Source organism: Chitinophaga terrae (ex Kim and Jung 2007) (assembly GCF_900107795.1).
Classification (GTDB): domain Bacteria; phylum Bacteroidota; class Bacteroidia; order Chitinophagales; family Chitinophagaceae; genus Chitinophaga; species Chitinophaga terrae.
This window is the reverse complement of record NZ_FNRL01000037.1, coordinates 1-17,812: the sequence shown is the minus strand read 5'-3', so window position 1 is coordinate 17,812 and position 17,812 is coordinate 1. Positions and strand designations below refer to the sequence as shown.

Annotated in this window: 17 protein-coding genes; 10 read left to right on the top strand and 7 right to left on the bottom strand. The window is 41.9% G+C overall.

The window, feature by feature from the left end:
- The first annotated feature begins 95 nt into the window (after positions 1-95).
- The 4 genes from BLV62_RS25590 to BLV62_RS25575 all read left to right on the top strand — a co-directional run bounded on the left by BLV62_RS25590 (position 96) and on the right by BLV62_RS25575 (position 5,514).
- Positions 96-971, top strand: a complete 876-nt coding sequence (locus BLV62_RS25590) for a helix-turn-helix domain-containing protein (RefSeq protein ID WP_089765583.1) — start codon at positions 96-98, stop codon at positions 969-971.
- Between the two features lie 144 nt (positions 972-1,115).
- A complete protein-coding gene (locus tag BLV62_RS25585) occupies positions 1,116-2,888 on the top strand; it encodes an oleate hydratase (protein ID WP_089765580.1) in 1,773 nt (590 codons plus the stop codon).
- Positions 2,889-3,008: 120 nt separating this feature from the next.
- Complete coding sequence (locus BLV62_RS25580) at positions 3,009-4,604, top strand: oleate hydratase (RefSeq protein WP_089765578.1); 1,596 nt, start codon at positions 3,009-3,011, stop codon at positions 4,602-4,604.
- Positions 4,605-4,617: 13 nt separating this feature from the next.
- Positions 4,618-5,514, top strand: coding sequence for a 3-hydroxyacyl-CoA dehydrogenase (locus BLV62_RS25575; RefSeq protein ID WP_089765576.1), 897 nt, complete (start codon positions 4,618-4,620; stop codon positions 5,512-5,514).
- A 526-nt stretch (positions 5,515-6,040) separates the two neighbouring features.
- Here BLV62_RS25575 and BLV62_RS25570 read toward each other — a convergent pair.
- The 3 genes from BLV62_RS25570 to BLV62_RS25560 all read right to left on the bottom strand — a co-directional run bounded on the left by BLV62_RS25570 (position 6,041) and on the right by BLV62_RS25560 (position 8,920).
- Positions 6,041-7,291 carry a site-specific integrase gene (locus BLV62_RS25570; RefSeq protein WP_089765573.1) on the bottom strand — a complete coding sequence of 417 codons (1,251 nt, stop codon included), beginning with the start codon at positions 7,289-7,291 and terminating at the stop codon, positions 6,041-6,043.
- A gap of 285 nt (positions 7,292-7,576) precedes the next feature.
- Positions 7,577-8,161 (bottom strand): RNA polymerase sigma-70 factor, encoded by a 585-nt coding sequence (locus BLV62_RS25565; protein ID WP_089765571.1) that lies wholly within the window; start codon positions 8,159-8,161, stop codon positions 7,577-7,579.
- Between the two features lie 78 nt (positions 8,162-8,239).
- Positions 8,240-8,920 carry a DUF2625 domain-containing protein gene (locus tag BLV62_RS25560; protein ID WP_089765569.1) on the bottom strand — a complete coding sequence of 227 codons (681 nt, stop codon included), beginning with the start codon at positions 8,918-8,920 and terminating at the stop codon, positions 8,240-8,242.
- Between the two features lie 223 nt (positions 8,921-9,143).
- Here BLV62_RS25560 and BLV62_RS25555 point away from each other — a divergent pair, with 223 nt between their 5' ends.
- The 3 genes from BLV62_RS25555 (at position 9,144) to BLV62_RS25545 (ending at position 11,575) form a co-directional block, all read left to right on the top strand.
- Positions 9,144-9,875 carry a helix-turn-helix domain-containing protein gene (locus BLV62_RS25555; protein WP_089765567.1) on the top strand — a complete coding sequence of 244 codons (732 nt, stop codon included), beginning with the start codon at positions 9,144-9,146 and terminating at the stop codon, positions 9,873-9,875.
- A 140-nt stretch (positions 9,876-10,015) separates the two neighbouring features.
- Positions 10,016-10,960: an NAD(P)-dependent alcohol dehydrogenase gene (locus BLV62_RS25550; protein ID WP_089765565.1), complete on the top strand. Its 945-nt coding sequence runs from the start codon at positions 10,016-10,018 to the stop codon at positions 10,958-10,960.
- A gap of 78 nt (positions 10,961-11,038) precedes the next feature.
- Entirely contained in the window at positions 11,039-11,575 is a 537-nt protein-coding gene (locus tag BLV62_RS25545) for a cupin domain-containing protein (RefSeq protein WP_089765563.1), read from the top strand.
- 366 nt (positions 11,576-11,941) lie between these two features.
- Here the strand turns inward: BLV62_RS25545 and BLV62_RS25540 are convergent, their stop codons facing one another.
- The 3 genes from BLV62_RS25540 to BLV62_RS25530 all read right to left on the bottom strand — a co-directional run bounded on the left by BLV62_RS25540 (position 11,942) and on the right by BLV62_RS25530 (position 14,560).
- Positions 11,942-12,682 carry an SDR family oxidoreductase gene (locus BLV62_RS25540; protein WP_089765561.1) on the bottom strand — a complete coding sequence of 247 codons (741 nt, stop codon included), beginning with the start codon at positions 12,680-12,682 and terminating at the stop codon, positions 11,942-11,944.
- A gap of 76 nt (positions 12,683-12,758) precedes the next feature.
- Entirely contained in the window at positions 12,759-13,325 is a 567-nt protein-coding gene (locus tag BLV62_RS25535) for a Crp/Fnr family transcriptional regulator (RefSeq protein ID WP_089765559.1), read from the bottom strand.
- 143 nt (positions 13,326-13,468) lie between these two features.
- Positions 13,469-14,560: a serine hydrolase domain-containing protein gene (locus tag BLV62_RS25530; RefSeq protein WP_089765556.1), complete on the bottom strand. Its 1,092-nt coding sequence runs from the start codon at positions 14,558-14,560 to the stop codon at positions 13,469-13,471.
- A gap of 433 nt (positions 14,561-14,993) precedes the next feature.
- Between BLV62_RS25530 and BLV62_RS25525 the strand changes: the two genes are divergently transcribed.
- Positions 14,994-15,317, top strand: coding sequence for a hypothetical protein (locus BLV62_RS25525; protein ID WP_089765555.1), 324 nt, complete (start codon positions 14,994-14,996; stop codon positions 15,315-15,317).
- Between the two features lie 154 nt (positions 15,318-15,471).
- On the opposite strand, the gene BLV62_RS25520 is transcribed toward BLV62_RS25525, so the two are convergent.
- Positions 15,472-15,936: a GNAT family N-acetyltransferase gene (locus tag BLV62_RS25520; RefSeq protein ID WP_089765553.1), complete on the bottom strand. Its 465-nt coding sequence runs from the start codon at positions 15,934-15,936 to the stop codon at positions 15,472-15,474.
- A 92-nt stretch (positions 15,937-16,028) separates the two neighbouring features.
- On the opposite strand from BLV62_RS25520, the gene BLV62_RS25515 reads away from it, so the two are divergent.
- Complete coding sequence (locus BLV62_RS25515) at positions 16,029-16,901, top strand: AraC family transcriptional regulator (RefSeq protein WP_089765551.1); 873 nt, start codon at positions 16,029-16,031, stop codon at positions 16,899-16,901.
- A gap of 63 nt (positions 16,902-16,964) precedes the next feature.
- Positions 16,965-17,702 (top strand): SDR family oxidoreductase, encoded by a 738-nt coding sequence (locus BLV62_RS25510; RefSeq protein WP_089765549.1) that lies wholly within the window; start codon positions 16,965-16,967, stop codon positions 17,700-17,702.
- Positions 17,703-17,812: the final 110 nt, after the last annotated feature.

The following is a 17,812-nucleotide window of genomic DNA, read 5'->3' as shown; positions in this document are numbered from 1 at the left end:
GGTAAAATCCCCGATGAAGTTATTTAAAGGATATATATGAAATCATACGAAAATTTAAAGGTAAAATCCCCGATGAAGTTATTTAAAGGATATATATGAAATCATACGAAAATTTAAAGGAAACCCTTGCATTTTATGGGGTTAATTGCAACGAGCCTTATTATATTTCCTCAGGTAATTCAATTCTTAAATTCCCAAAGAAATCATTCCGAATAGATTTTTATGCATTTTGTATCTGTCTTGCCGGTAATATTGAACTTGAAATAGATAACAATACATATAATATCAATCAGAATGGCTTCCTCATTTCCGCACCTTCTACTATCATAAAATTTAAAAAAGTAAGCAAGGATTTCAGGATGAAGCTGCTATTTTTTTCAAAAGACTTTCTGCTTAAAAATATTGCCAACCCCTTCATTATTGACAAGATGAATCTGTTTCGGTACGGCTCGTACAATATTCTGGAAGCCGACATACAACAAGCGGTTCCATTGTATGCGTTTTTGGACTATCTGCAAATAAAAACTTCCGTAAAAGGTAAATTTACAGAAGAGATAATTCGCACGATTATCTTTAATCTTTTGCTGGAAATTGCGGAGATAGTTAGTTTAGAAGGAGGCGATTCGAAAGAGAATAAAAAGAAGAAAAAGGAATTGTTTTTGAAGTTTGATGAATTGGTAAAGGAAAATATCCTGCTTTATAAAGATGTCGGTTTTTATGCAAAACAGCTGTGCATATCTGACAAATACCTGATAGAAGTGGTAAAGAAAGCCACCGGCAAAACACCTCATCAAATCATCGATGAAGCGCTGCTGAAAGAAGCGTATGTTATGCTTGGCAATCCTGGATACAGTATTACCCAGATTGCAGATCTGCTTCAATTCAGTTCCGTTTCAGCTTTCGGTAGGTTTTTCAAAAAATATGCTTCCATTTCTCCTACCGAATATCGTAGGCAGCAGAATATCTCCTAACCCGAATTTCAGAACGACATAACTGAATTTCGGGTTGAAAAAGAATTTGAATATATACGTAACTTTATTAAAGAGCAAGTATGCAAGAATAGATTTCAAAACGTTTTCTATTAGCATAACAAAAACATTCTTAAAAAGGAAATTATGTATTACAGCAATGGAAATTATGAAGCATTTGCAAATCCCAAAAAACCCGCAAATGTAGACCAAAAATCAGCGTATCTGATTGGTTCAGGATTGGCATCTCTTTCTGCTGCGGCTTTTATGATCCGCGACGGGCAGATGAACGGCAGTAAGATTCATATTTTAGAAGAACTGGCACTTCCAGGCGGCAGTATGGACGGTATCCTGGATGAACAAAAGGGATATATCATTCGCGGCGGCCGTGAGATGGAAGTCCATTTCGAAACCTTGTGGGATCTTTTCCGCAGTATCCCTTCCCTTGATACCGAAGGAGCATCTGTACTGGACGAATTTTACTGGCTGAACAAAGAAGACCCTTCCTTCTCTCATACAAGGGTGATCGTCGATAAAGGAGAACGTCTCTCTACCGATGGACTGCTTACCTTGACACCAAAAGCCATACAGGAATTAATAAAACTGGTTTTGATTCCCGAAGAAAAATTGCAGGATTTGCAGATAGACCAGGTATTCACCGAAGATTTCTTCAATTCCAACTTTTGGTTATACTGGGCAACGATGTTCGCTTTCGAACCCTGGGCCAGTGCATTGGAGATGCGCCGCTATGTGTTGCGTTTCATACCTCACGTAGGCAAAATTGCCGATATGTCTTCGCTTCGTTTTACCAAGTACAACCAGTACGAGTCGTTGATTCTACCGCTTGTCAATTATCTTAAAGAACAGGGGGTTGATTTTCAATACAATACCCAGGTTCAAAATATTATAGTTGATACAAAAGACCATAAGAAAGTAGCACAGCGTATAGAATTGATTCAGGACGGTCAAGAAAAGCAAATCCAATTAACAGAAAATGATTTGGTATTTGTAACGAATGGCTCCATCACGGAAAGCACCACTTATGGCGATAACAATACGCCGGCTCCCGTAACGTCAGATATCGGTGGCAGCTGGAAGCTTTGGAAAAAGCTGGCACGACAAGATGCCAGTTTCGGAAAACCAGAGAAATTCTGCGAAAATATTCCAGAAGCCAACTGGGTCATTTCCGGAACCATTACGTTGACGGACGATAAAGTATTGCCTTATATTGAAAAAATCACGAAAAAAGACCCGAAGAGTGGCAGTATTGTAACCAGCGGGCCTGTAACCATCAAAGATTCCAGCTGGTTATATGGTTTTTCCATCAGCCGCCAGCCCCACTTTAAAAAACAGAAAGACAATGAGGTGATTGTTTGGGTGTATGGATTGTTCTCCGATAAGCCCGGTGATTATGTCAAGAAAAAAATAACCGAATGTTCCGGAGCCGAATTGTGCGAGGAGTTATTATATCATATCGGTGTTCCCGAAAGTGAAATCGCAGCTATTGCCCAAAATTCGGCTAATACCATCCCTTGTCGTATGCCCTATATTACTTCTTATTTTATGCCTCGTGCATTGGGCGACCGTCCTTTGGTCGTTCCGGAAGGTTCGGTCAACCTCGCGTTTATCGGCAATTTTGCTGAGACTGAAAAAGATACGGTATTTACGACAGAATATTCCGTACGTACAGCAATGGAAGCGGTTTATACGTTGTTAGATGTAGACCGGGGCGTTCCTGAAGTTTTTGCTTCCTCTTTCGACATCAGGGTTCTATTAGAATCCATTTATTTTCTGAATGATAAAAAGAACCTCAAAGAACTGGATCTTCCCTGGCTTTTATCCATTGTAGAAAAATATGGGCTTAAAAAAATTGAAGGAACATACGCTGAAGAAATATTGCGTGAAGCAAAGCTTTTGTAACCAACCAATTCCGGCAACCGAGTACAATAATTTTTCAACCGGCTGCCGGTTTTCAATTTTTATATAATTATAAAATACAACTAGGAAATACTTGTTGTTGATCTAAAATTTATTAAAAATATGAGCACAAACAATTCAGAAAAACACGCCTATTTCGTCGGAGGCGGATTGGCCAGCCTGGCAGGAGCCGTTTATCTATTGGAAGACGGTGGATTCAAAGGAGAAAACATCCACATTATAGAAGCCTTGCCCATTTTGGGCGGAAGCAACGACGGGGCAGGCAGCAAGGAAAAAGGCTTCATCTGCCGTGGCGGAAGGATGCTAAACGAAGAAACTTACGAGAATTTCTGGGATCTTTCCAGCCGCATTCCCTCTCTGGAAGTTCCTAATATTTCTGTTAAGGATGAAATATTGGCTTTCGACCACGCCAATCCTACGAATGCCCAAGCCCGTCTGATTGATAAGGACGGTAATAGATTGCCCGTTACCGATATGCAGTTCGATACCAAGGATCGTATGAAAATGGTAAAGCTGTTTTTTACCGATGAAGATGAACTGGATAATGTAACGATCCGCGATTGGTTCGATGACCATTTCTTCACCACCAATTTCTGGTATATGTGGCAGACCACCTTCGCCTGGCAGGAATGGAGCAGCATCTTCGAATTTCAACGCTATATGAAAAGGATGCTGTTGGAATTTTCCCGTATAAATACATTGGAAGGCGTGACTAGAACGCCCTATAACCAATATGAATCGGTCATTTTACCCATCAAAAAATACCTGGACAAATACAATGTGGACTTTTCACTTCGTAAAACGGTTACAGACCTTCATTTTAAGGACAACGATAACATCACCGTTTCTGAAGTAGAATGTGTCAATGCTGAAGGAAATACGGAAATAATTGCCGTAAACGAAGATGATTTGGTCTTCTTTACGAATGGATGTATCACCGATAATTCCAACAATGGCGATTATAAAACGCCTGCCAGATATTTACCCGGCAATCCGCCAAGTTTTGCCCTATGGCGCAAAATAGCAGATAAGAAACCGGGAAGATTGGGCAATCCCGATCCGTTCTTTACCAAACCGGACGAAACCAAATGGTATTCTTTCACGCCGACCTTCAAGGGCAACAAGATGCTGAAGCTCATTGAGGAATATTCCGGAAATAAACCAGGAAGCGGAGCCCTGATGACTTTCAAGGACTCTTCGTGGCGGATGTCCATCGTTGTGGCGGCACAACCGCATTTCAAGGCACAAGGTGATGATACCACCATACTTTGGGGTTATGGATTATACCCTGATGCTATCGGCGATTTTGTCAAAAAACCGATGATAGACTGTACAGGCGAAGAATTGCTCACTGAATTAATTCACCACCTGCATTTTGAGCAGCACGAAGCCGACATCAAGGAAAGCGTCATCAACGTTATCCCTTGTATGATGCCTTATATCGATGCCCTTTTCCAGCCGAGAGCCAAGGCCGATCGCCCTGCCGTGGTACCTGAAGGTTCTACCAATCTCGCCCTGATCAGCCAGTTCGTGGAAATACCGGAAGATATGGTGTTTACCGAAGAGTATTCCGTTCGCGCGGCAAGGTGGGCAGTATATACGTTGCTTGGATTGGACAAAAAAGTAGCACCTGTAACCGAATACTGGAAACGACCTGATGTATTGGCTAAAGCCATTCATACTTCGTACAGATCATAAAAACAAAAAGATTATGAATTTTAAAAATGTAACAGTCGCCGGAAGTGGCGTATTAGGATATCAGATTGCTTTTCAAACCGCATTTCACGGATTCAATGTAACCGTGTACGACATTAATGATGAAGTTTTGGAAAAAGCAAAAACTAAGTTCCAAATCCTGAGCGAAGCCTTTAAAAAAGATTTAGGAGCTACGCAGGAACAATTAGATGCTACCAAAAGCCGGTTGTCTTACCACTCGGATTTGGCGGAAGCAGTAAAGGATGCCGACCTGTTGATAGAAGCAGTACCGGAAAATCCGCAGATTAAAATTGACTTCTACCAGAAACTAGCCAAGGTAGCACCTGAAAAAACGGTCTTTGCGACCAACTCGTCTACACTCTTGCCAAGCCAATTTGCCGAGTTTACTGGAAGACCGGAAAAATTTGTTGCCCTGCATTTTGCGAATGAAATCTGGAAACACAATACCGGAGAAGTGATGAGGCACCCGGGCACTTCGGATGAGGTTTTTGAAAGCCTTCTCGTATTCGCAAAAGAGATTGGGATGGTACCGTTGGCTATTCATAAAGAGCAGCCGGGGTATATTGTCAATTCCCTATTGGTACCTTTATTAGGAGCTGGTCTGGGATTGTTGGTAAATGGTATCGCGGACGTGGAAACCATAGACAAAACCTGGATGGTGGCTACCGGAGCACCGGTGGGTCCGTTTGGGATATTGGATGTAGTTGGGGTTACTACTGCTTACAACATCAACAAAATGGCAGCTGAAGCTACAAAAGACCCCGTTAAGCAAAAAGTGGTGGAATACCTGAAAGAAAATTTCATCGACAAGGGTAAACTGGGGATTGCAACCGGCGAAGGATTTTATACATATCCTGATCCGGCTTATAAGGACAAAGACTTTTTGAAGTAAAAATATCCCTTACCATTTAGTACTTTCTCCCGATGAAATAGAAATTTCATCGGGAGGAGTTTTTACAATATTGTGCCGGAAATAAAAATTGAAATGACAGACCAGCTAAAATTAACAAATCAGGGATGTTTTCCGGTCTATGTGAGACAAGACACAGCAATTCGGCGAAGCCAGCATTTTGCCTTGCCATTATGCCGTAGTCTTTTGGTTGGGCGTGTGGGGTGGCTGCCCGCTATAACTTAGCTGCCTTTTTACCGGTTGATTGTGGAAATTTTCTGTACTAAATTTTTATGGCATTAATGACCAGGCTATGATAGCCTGTAATAGAGATTTGAAAAATGGAATAGCAGGGAGCGTTAGATAAGGGTTTCATTTTTCAATTTTCTATTTCGTAAGTAGGGAATAAGCTCTTTTACAGCATTGGACTGGGTAAGGGAAAGTAAATGTGCTTTACCTACATAAAAAGTATGGGCATAAAAAAAGCAGAACCGTTAAGTTCTGCTCATTGTGATTAGATAAAAGCTAATTAGATAGCCATCATAAATGCTTCTTCCATAGCCTTGAATTTCGGCGTAACCAAATCCATATCCTTACTGATTTTTTGGCTTGTGATTTTAGCGTAAATCTGTGTAGTGGAAATATTTTTATGCCCCATCATTTTGCTAAGGCTTTCAAGCGGTACGCCCTCGGTCAAAAACATTGTTCCGAAAGTATGTCTTGCCGTGTGAAAGGTTACTTTTTGTTCTGTAATGATTTCAGCTTTTTCAACCAGTTTACCTATGTGTGTATTGCAGGTGGCATTGGTCGGAACCGGAAAGATAAATTCATTCCTTGTCGTACCCTGATACTTCTCAATGATACGTTTAGGGATTTCCATTAACCGAACATTAGAAACAATATCTGATTTCTTTCTCCTGCTGATAATCCATTGATGACCATCAAAGAATGATTGAATATTGTTCCTTGTCAGTTTCTTAATATCAGCGTAAGCAAGTCCGGTAAAGCAACTGAAAATAAACAGGTCTTTTACCAATTCATACCGTGGGTGCGGTGGTACGCACATCATCAGCTTTTCTACATCTTCTTTAAGGATATAACCCCGGTCGGTTTCTTCCATATTGATTTCATAATCCTGAAATGGATAATCACGTATCAAGCCTTTTTTAATAGCCAGTTCAACAAGGGCTAATACAGGCATCGTGTACACCCAAACTGTATTGTGGAAAGACTGCAAGTCATACCGGAGGTAAAAATCAAACTCCCGTATAAAATCGGCAGTCAGTTCACGAAAAGCCATATCATCACGATGATAGCGTTCTTTGATAAACGTGGTAAGATGTTTGTAAACCGTGATATACTTGTCGTAAGTGCTTTGCGCACGTTCTTGCTTTTCTACCAATTTTTTAAAGTTCGCATTTTGGTCGTTGAAGATTTTAAGTATAGCATCATCCATCACACCGACACCCAAAAACGATAGCTTCACTTTTTGGGCGGTTGCAAAGCCCTCGTGCTTCAGCATATCCTCATAAATCTTGTCGATGCGACCACGTATATTATCCAGCTTTTTATTAATGCTTAATGCCTGCGCACTTTTGCCCTGAACCCGTCCGTGTTTTAAATCCCAATTATTGGGGTCAATTTCGAACTTTGCTCCGAAAGTTTTTGGTGTTCCATCAATGGTAATACGTGCCATAATCGGTGCGTTACCATTCTTTTTCAGTTCGTTCTTTTTCAAATAGAAAAGCAGTTTGAACGTTGATTTTTTTGTCTGCTCCATAACTCAAATGTTTAACGTTTAAAATTAAATTACATTGAGTTACAAGGGAATGTAAAAAGGGGCGCAAAAGACTGAAATATAATCAGTTAAACTATGTAGTTACCTATCTTAATCGGTAACGAATTAGTAACCTAACCTTGTCAATTTAAGCCCAAAACCTATCAGACACCGACTTCCGAATTAAGACTACTCTTATTATAAAGCCCTGTATAGCAACGGTTTTAACCGTTTTGCTTATTTTTGCTTTTTACTAATCTTTTTTATAAAAAAAATAAAATGAAGAAATTAATCTCCCAGCAGCAGGCTGATAATTACAACGCCAGGGATCATCTTTTCCCGCAGCAGTCTTATGGCCCTGGCTTTCTGGTGGCTTACAGCAGAAGCTGAGATCCCCAGTTGCAGGGCGATTTCATTGGTGCTGAGTCCTTCGATATTTAACCGCACCACTTTAGTACACTCTGGCGGCAGCGTTGAAATGGCTGTATGCAATACGCGCACCGCTTCCGCGTTGAAGACATCCTGCAAAATATCTTCATACGATTTGTCGTTCAGTTGCTTTTCGTAAGCCAGTTGTATCTTTTTTTCGTTCCGTTTCAGCTTCTTCAGGTGATTAAGGGAACGGTTGCGGGTTGCTACGTACAGGTAGGCGTTGATACTTCTTACTTCACTCAAAAATTCCCTGTTCTTCCATAATTGCAGGAAAACCTCCGAAACAATATCTTTTGCGGCAGTTTCGTCGTTTACAAGCTTGTTGGACAACAGGCAGAGGGCGGGATACATTTCTAAGAACAGCTTGTCGAATGCCTCCGTATCGCCTTCAGTTATGCTCAGAACCAGATCTTTTTCACTATATGTTTCACTGTTTTGCAATACTTCTCTTACTTTTTAGGCTACATATCTATCCTTCAAAGATAATTTTTTCGTCCAAAATATTCTTGTTGTTGGCTGTTATTGGTTTCCCAGCTGCCTGATAAAATCTTCATTCAATTCATACTGTTCCTGCACAGCAATCGCCTTTCTTGAAATTTCATTAATATTTTTTCCTTCCCGCGTCCAGAGAGTGGGATAGAAATTATATACCTGGTTGCCATCAAGTTTAGCCGCATCTTCCTCCCAACCTTTCCAGCGCAGGTCCTGGTAATACCCCTGCAGGTCGCCGCTGAAGCAGAAATTGAGGAATTCGGAATAAGTAACACCCAGGGGTTCCCAGTACAGGGAAGCGGGATCCAGGTAATAGGTTTTCCCAATATCTTCACCCAATCCGCCGCCGTTGGTAGCAAAGAAACCGCCCGCGGCATCGTCGGCGATCAGCAAAAAGCCCGCGCTTCCGTCGGGGAACATAGATTTCCCCTGGTTCCAGGTATAAATGCTGCGGTTCATACGCGGGCATCCGGAGCCCAGTATCCTGATCCACCCATGATCTACAAGGATACCGCCGGTATTGAGGATAATGGCGCCCATGGGCGACCGGCTGGTAACCTGGATTTCGTATAGCGTATCCCGTGCCGCCTGTTCATCAACCGGCAGTACTTCCACCGTATGAGTAGCGTCGCGCATCCATTCGGTAACCAGCGCCCAGCCTGGCTCCTCTGTATTGATCAGTTCCGAGATCGGTCTTTTTTCGCTCATCTGTTCAGGTTTAATTTGCAAGATAGATAAAATAGCGCCCGGGCCAATTATCGTTTGGCCATAAGCGTGAGCAACTGCGGCAGTTGATCTGCGGCGTTCTTCTTCTTTGCCGGCAAGTTAATTGATTTTCGAGTCAAATTACCAGTAGTTTAATAAGGGGTAACAGAATTGCCGTATATTGAAGGCATGGAAGATAGACAAAATTGCATTATCATATAGCCCTATGAACAAACAGCCGCACAATCCTTTCATCCTGGCAATAAAAGCCTATAACCTGACTGTCGAAATTCACCATCATTCGGCGTATCAAATTGTTTTATCTGACGACGCACCGTTTATCTCCACGATCCGGGGGCAGTTGTGCGAACAGATCTATGGATTTATAATCAAGCCCCAGGTGCCGCATTTTTGTGTTGCAGAAAAAGGCGCGTTAAATGTATTGAACATAGAACCGTATTCCGGCATTGGCCTGTATCTGTCAGGCCTGTTCCCGAGAGACAAAGACCATATTGTATTTAAGTCAACCAGCGAAGCAAAGGCATTCTTCCAGGCAGATACGCCGGATATTTACGCTTTTATTAATGCACTGCTTTCAAAACTACCGGAAGTGAAGCAGGACGAAAGAGTCGACATACTGGTAAATTACATTAAGGCCAACTACTTCGAACAGAATATTACGCCGCAAACGTTTGCTGACATGGTTTTTCTTTCACCTTCCCGTTTGGCGGCCCTGTTTAAAAAACAAACGGGCAGCAGTTTATCAAAATACCTGCTATGGACCAGGTTACGCCAGGTAATCTATCTTGCCCTTACGGATAAGGACAGAAGTTTGACTGACATTGCCTATGATACAGGATTTTATGACCTGCCCCAGCTTAACAAGTATATGTATGAGATGTTTGGCATGCCGCCGAAGGCATTAAAACACAATAGTGATTTGATCCAGCTTTACTGACCCTCATTAATAGACCATCTGGTTCAATCAACCGGCGCCTACTCCCCTTTCGTACCCAGAATAGTGATTTGATACAAGTTTGCCAGGCGGATAGTTTCCAACTTTGTGCTATCAGGATAAACAATTAAAAAAACAAGATCATGAAAGCAATCGCATATCAAAAGTTCGGAAACACCGACGTGCTGCAAACAGTAGAGGAAACCAAACCTGCTATCCGATCCAACGAGGTACTGGTAAAAGTCAAAGCCGTTTCTATCAACCCTATGGACTGGAAGATCAGGAAAGGAGAAATGAAATTAATGTCTGGCTCCCGGTTTCCAAGGCATACGGGTGTAGATTTTGCGGGCGTGATTGAGGATACCGGCGTCGCCGTAACAAATTTCAAAAAAGGCGATGAAGTTTTCGGAGTTGTAAAGAATACGATGAAAGATGGCGCGCTGGCGGATTATGTAGCTGTGCCCGGAACTTTGATCTGGAAGAAACCTACGGCAATCACTTTTGCGGAAGCTGCCGCCATACCCATTGCCGGCGCTGCTGCAACGACTGCATTGCAGAAAATGGGAAAGATCAATCCCGGGACCAGCATCCTGATCAATGGGGCCACAGGGGGTTTCGGTATGTTCCTGTTACAATTACTTAAAGACAGAAAGGCAGTTGTTACCGCAGTTACAGGCACTAAAGGTATCGATTATGCCAAACAATGGGGAGCCGATATTGTATTGGATTATACAAAGGCAGATGTGCTCACTCAAAACGCAACTTACGATATCGTTATCGACTTATCAGGGAAAATGGGTTATTCAAAAGCCAAAAGGATCATGAATCGCAAAGCGCTGTTCCTTAATCCTACACCAAAGCCTGTACAGATTCCCGCATCTTTCCTGAACAACCTGTTTACGAATAAAAAGCATGTTGTTATACTCTCTGCTGCGTCTACACCCCATATCAACCTGTTGACAAGCGCTATAGGCAATGGCTTACAGGTAGAGGTAAGCAGGAGATTTCCATTCGATAAGGTGGTTGAGGCCTATCAATACGCAGAAAAAGGAGGTGTAACAGGTAAAGTAGTTATAGAATTAGATTGAAAACAGTGAACTGGTACAAGTATAGAACTGTACTATAATAGAATTTTGTATTATCAATAAATTTAAAAAGATAAAACAATGGAACCATTTGAACCAACACAAACAGGAAATCAGCCGGTGCCCCGCAATGCCAGGCATATAAAGAACAGTGAAGGAAGTCATCTTTCAGTGGCTGGTAATAATTATCGCATCATTATTCCGGGCAAACAGACCAACGGCGAGTTTGCGATAATTGATATGCTGATACCGCCGGGCGGAGGCCCAGGCCCTCATGCCCATGCGTCTATCCACGAATCATTTTACGTGGTTGAGGGAGAAGTTGAATTCCGGACAGAAGAAGGGAAAACCATTGCCCAACCAGGCGATACAATAACCATCCCTAAAGGCGGCGCCGTTCATAGTTTTAGGAACATCAGCGGCCAGATGGCTCATCTTGTTTGTACAGTTGTTCCGGCGGGGTTAGACGATTTTTTTGAAGAAGTTGGCACACCTGTACAAGCTGGTCAGTTTCTGCCGGCGCCTTCCCTGGATAAAAATGCTATTGAAAAGGTTATGGCTATTGCAAAGAAATATGGACAGGAAGTTTATCCCCCGGGTTATTTAGATAAAAAATAGTCAACCATTTTAAGCCGGCGGGGAGCCAGTATTTAAAACATACCTGGTAGCGCAATACATAATCACTTCCAGGGCATTCCGAAAATCTTCAGATAAAGTCTGCCTGTCTGAAGAATTTTTGCTACTAACCACTACCGTATCCGGCATCTTATAGTTTAAGGATTGAACTATCCTCCAATATCCACTGATTACGGCGCGGGATAACTTTTATTACTTGTCCGATCAATTTATTTTTCAAATTTTCAACAAGATTATCTGTTATCCTGCTTTTACCATTAATATCCAAAACAAGGTCTCTTACATCTATTCTCCCCAACCAATATCATCAATTCTCAGAAAACTTATATCTAATGTTCTAGTATCCTCCTACCAGGGTATTTCCCCGCTTCCAGGATTAGTTTCTTCACTAAAAAATTTACCGGTAGGGCCATCCTGGTCAATCAACGCATATTTTATGATCCTGTTAGCCGCGGTTTCTACGCTGCCGCCATTGTGAAAGGTAAAATCAGTACTGGTATACCCAGGGCAAACTGCATTTACTTTGAAGGGGGTATCGCGCAGTTCATAGGCCAGGTGAACGGTATACATATTCAGCGCAGCTTTTGAGGCGCCATACACTGCATATTTTGCATAATCATATGCAGGCCAGCCAGGGTCGCTTTGCAAGGCAAGAGAGCCCACGCTGGTGCTTACATTGACGATCCTGGGTTCTTTCGAGCTGCGTAGCAGATCAATGAAGGCTTTTGTTACTCGCGCCACGCCGATCACATTGGTATCGAATGCCGCCAAGAACTGATCTGAAGTCGCTTCCAGGGCAGTATAAGGCGGTTGGCCTCCGTTGATGCCTGCATTGTTGATCAGCACATCCAGCACTGTCGTTTTCTTCCCGATTTCTTCCCTGGCCATCTTCACAGATCTTTCATCCGTGACATCCAATTGTACGGCTTCTGTGTGGATCAATCCTTCGGCTTTCAATTTTTCCACCGCGCTTATGCCATTTTTCAGATCACGGCTTCCGATATAAACATAAAATCCTTTTTGCAACAACTGCTTCGCAGTTTCAAATCCTATTCCTTTATTAGCTCCGGTAATTAATGCTTTCTTCATGTTTATTCTTTTAATTAACGAAGCAAAATTGCATCATCTCTAAAAGAAAGCATTTACCATTTGGTAAAAAAATGGTTTAACGGATATTCCTTCTTATCCGGCTAAGGGATTGTTGGGTAACGCCCAGGTAGGAAGCGATGTAAGCCAGGGGAACCCGATTAATAAGCGATGGGTAGTTTTCCATAAACTCCCTGTACCGGGTGGTCGCATCCTGCGAAATGACCGGGCCTTTTCTTGATTTCTGGTACATGCATATCTGTACCATCTTGTTTTTAATGTTATCCCATCCGGCTACGGCCCGGGAAAGTTCTTCCCAGTTATCTTTCGGGAAGATAATAAGCCGGCAATCTGTACAGGCCTGCAGATATTCAGCAGATACAGTATTGGCTTCGAAATTGACATAATCAGCTACCAGGCTGTTTTCGCTGATAAAACAGCGTGTAATTTCTTCGCCGTTGTTGTGATGGTAATAACCACGGATAACTCCATCCACAATAAAACCAACTTGTTTAGGCACTTTACCAGCTTCAGAAAAATGCTCGCCTTTATGAAGACTTGATTCAACCACATTATTCATAACAAGGTCGATTTGCTGTTTGTCCAGTTGGCCGAATTGCAAGATATAATTGATCAATTCTTTCATAGCGGCAAGATAATAAAGCTGGAGTGAACGTTCTGCTAATTTTTTATATAAGAAGACTCAGACCCTCTAAAGCTAAAACTATTACAATTGCCTGTTGATCCGGCTAAAATCATGTTATCCGTGCTACGTAATGAATGTAACAATTATTGCTCATTCAGGTAAATATTCTCAATGGCATTCACAATAGGCTCCAATGTCACTCCCTCATCCTGGTTGGCAAATACTATAATTGAGAACCGTATTGCGGGATACCGGACGTAAAAAGAAGAGAATCCCGTTGTACCTCCACTATGCGAGACCCTTTTTTTTCCAAACTTCTCATCTATATACCATCCATATCCATAAGCCTGCATTGGGTTCTCTCTGGAACTTTGCGTAAAAATTTCTTTCAGGGTAGCTGGTTTAACCAACTTATTCGTGTAAAGGGCCTGGTCCCACTTGTAAAAATCGGCAACAGAGGAATAGATACCTCCATCACCGAGCAAATAACTATACAGGCTTTGGTCCTCTTTTTTCAATCTTCCGTCCCTTAAGTTATAACCATAGGCCCGGTTGGGGATGCTGTCGGTCTGGCTATTCACCGTCGTTTGGCGCATGTTCAAAGGAATAAATACCCTTTTCCTGAGAAAATCCTTAAACGGCATTCCGGAAACCTTTTCTATTATCAATCCTAACAGCACATAAGCAGTGTTGCTATATGCAAATCTCGCACCCGGTTCAAAAACCCTTTTTTCTGTTTTTTCGAGCAAATGCAATACATCCGTGTCATTCAACGGCCTGGTAATACCAGGCGAGACAAGATCTCCGTAGTCTGGCAATCCGGAGGTATGATTCAACATCTGCTGAATTGTTATGTTACTAGTATATCCTGGCAGGGATGGGAAAAATTTGTTCAGTTTGTCATCCAGGGCAAGTTTTCCATCTTCCTTTAGCATCATAATACACATGGCGGTGAATTGCTTGGTTACAGACGCAATCCGGTAGTTTGTCAGGGGAGTAGCCGGAACTTTGTTCTCAATATCTGCAAGGCCGAATGAATGATTGTATATAATTTTACCGTCCTTTATGACCATCGCGCTGATCGCTGATGTGTTACGGGTATTGTAGCTTTTGAACAGGCTATCCGCCTGGCTAACCTTCGAATCACTGGCATCTTTGTTTGCCCGGTACGCTTGTGCTATTACTACCGGTGATAAAATGAAAAGTATAAAGACAGTGTTAATCAGCTTTTTCATATTGATTTAAAATTGAAATAGATATTATGCTTATTTTGAATAGTGACCATCCCGGAACAAGAAGCCTGCCATACAGGGAAACATGCCACAGTGCTGTATTTTAAATTTCTTGGCGTCCTCCAATGGGTGATCGGATTCGAACACTTCGTCTGATATCGGACGTTTGATTCCGCCTCATTACGCTGATATCTTCACCCTTATCATTATAACTCTTGTCCGCCAACACAATGAATCTGTTTTTCTTTTCCGCTTCTTAAATAGGCCACGAATATCCGCTCAGAATCACCGGATATCGATTCTCCGGCTGCAAATATCAATTCACACCTGAGCAATCTATAATTTCTTCCAAAATTTACATAACAGAACGAGACAGAAAAACCATCCTCGCTTCAAAATATTTTAATTCATTTATTCTAGTTAAAAAACGAAGATCATGAAACGTTTATTCATTGCATTAATGTGCTGCTCGCTGGCAGTAGGCGCATCAGCAAAAAATTCTACTCCTAAAAAGGACAACGATAAAGCAACCAAGACGGTTGTTATTACATATAAGAAGAGCGAGTTTAAAATATCTACAACTGAGATCATTGAAAATGCTCAGTTCAGACAACAAAAGAAGTTCCAGTTTTTTGACAGTTGCGGACAAATGATGACGGTTTGGGTAAGCGGTCCAAGCAGTGCAGGTTGGGAAGAGCTTGGATTGGTAGCTGGCCACTATGCACAGGGATGCCTGGATAGCAACGGATGTTTTAGCTAAGAAGGGGTATTAACAGGATAAGGAGGATGGTCCTTTCTCTTTTGGAAACCCCGGTGTAATTGCCGGGGTAATTTTATAAAGCTTTCCGGCAAAAATAAATCAGAAATGGCAACCAGCCGCTTTGCTACATGTTCCCCTGTTATGTTGGCATATCTTACAAGATCTTACTAAGCACAACAATGCTATCCTCTTCCTTTTCTTTCTTAAAACCGAGCTTTTCAACCAGGCGAATTGCATGACTATTGTCCACCTGCGTTTTACCTGTGATTTTCTTCACCTGATAGCGGTCCTTTGCATATTTGATAAGAAGATCAAAAGCCGACTGCATATAACCTTTACCCTGGTAGGCTTTGAACAAGGACCCACCGATTTCAATTGCGCCGGTTTCCGGGTCCCAGTCATGCAAAGCACAATCTCCAATAACTATATCCGGCCGGTTTCTTAGCCGGATGGTGAATAAGACATTACATAATTGAGTGATCCGGGTAGTAAATGCCAGCGGGGTTTCATCCGGAAGAAAGGGTTGCTCATGCATTCTTTCGGCATACAGATCGTAGTATGCCGGAGCATCCTTCTCACTTATTTGTTTTAAAAAGATCGTATCGTTATTTAGTTCCATCTTTCCTTAACCGGGTATAAAAAAATCATTATAATACGTAAAAAAAGGCGAATTTTATACAGCAATACCTTAACGAATTTTGTGCAAATAATATGCAGGAACAAAAAGGGAAAGACAAAAGCTTGCAGCATGATGATCTGGGGATAAAGATGCGATCAAACGCGAATCCTTTTGTGCCAGCCGACCTCCAAAAAAAAGTGCTGCAGCCTATAAGACTATCTTCTTATTTTATTGTATTAATTGAAAGCGGTTCAATTACATACAATTTAGAGTCGCAGGACTATGCACTTACAGACGGACATCTGCTTTTTGCAATGCCCAACCAGATCCTTACGCCGCCTGCCAAACCAGACAACCTTAAATATTTCAAGCTCCTGTTTGATGAAAATACGTTGGCCTTATTGCCGCAACAGTTCCCTTTTTTAGTCAACTCGTTAAACGCACCTACCATAATCCTGGAAAGCCCAGCAAAAGAACGAGTAATAAAGGTGTTTGAAATTTTGAACCAGGTACTGTACCAGGATAAATATGGGACCGACACTGAAATAATATTAGCTTATCTGAATTCATTGCTATCAGAATTAAACAGCGCCTATTTCAGGAACAGGGAACCCGCTAATATCTTAAATGCCAACCTTTCCAAATTCATAGAGTTCAAACTGGTTGTCGAAACCTCTCTTACCGAGCAACCTTCTATCAATTCAATTGCGGAAAAATTAGCTTTATCGACCAACAGTTTATACCGGATTGTAAAAGAATATACCGGTACATCACCTAAAGACTATTTTATTAACCGCCTGATAACGGAAGCCCAGAGAAAACTACGCTATTCCAATATCTCAATCAAAGAACTGGCCTATGAATTAGGCTTTAATGACCCTGATTACTTCTCAAGGCTCTTCAAAAAAAGCACTGGAAAAAGTGCCAGTGAATTTTTAACCCGGCAGGATTTGTCGGGTGAATAGAGAGATTTGTCCATTCCCCCTACTCCTGGTCCTTCTACTTTTGCTTTATAAAATTCATACAAGATGAAATTTGCATTAGTAACAGGAGCCAACAAAAGCATTGGCTTTGAAGTAGCCCAGCAACTAGCCCAGGAAGGAATATACGTTTACCTTGGCAGCCGTAATTTAGAAAACGGAGCTGAAGCCGTTGCCAATTTAAAAGCAAAAGGGTTAAACAATGTAGAGGCCTTGCAGCTCGACATTACGAATGATGAATCAGTAAATAACGCCCGTAAAGAAATAGGCAGGAAAACAAACGTGCTGGACATCCTTATTAATAATGCGGGTATTTATGGCGGTCATCCACAAACGGCGCTTGAATCAACAATTGAACAGTTTAAGGCAGTTTATGATGCGAATGTTTACGGCGCAGTGCGGGTGACACAGGCGTTTATTGATCTATTGAAAAAGTCGCCGGCGCCCCGCATTGTAAATGTAAGTTCGAGCCAGGGCTCCATAACCCTCCACAGCGATCCAACGTATAAATACTACGACTACAAAGGTGTTGTATATCTTTCTTCCAAATCGGCCCTGAATATGTACACAGTGGTTTTAGCATTTGAGCTCAAAAACACTCCTTTTAAAGTTAACGCCGTTTGCCCGGGATTTACAAAAACAGATTTCAACGGAAATCGTGGGACGGGAACGGTTGAAGATGCAGGAAAACGGATTGTTAAATATGCGCTGATTGGTGATGATGGCCCAACAGGGAAGTTTTTCAGCGAAGAAAATAATCCTGCAACCGGAGAGATACCCTGGTAAAGCCGATACGTTTATAATCGAGTAGGAAGTGAGGGATTATTTCCCTCACTGTCCTCTCACACCACCGTACGTACCGGTCTGGTATACGGCGGTTTGTTAGAATAATTTAA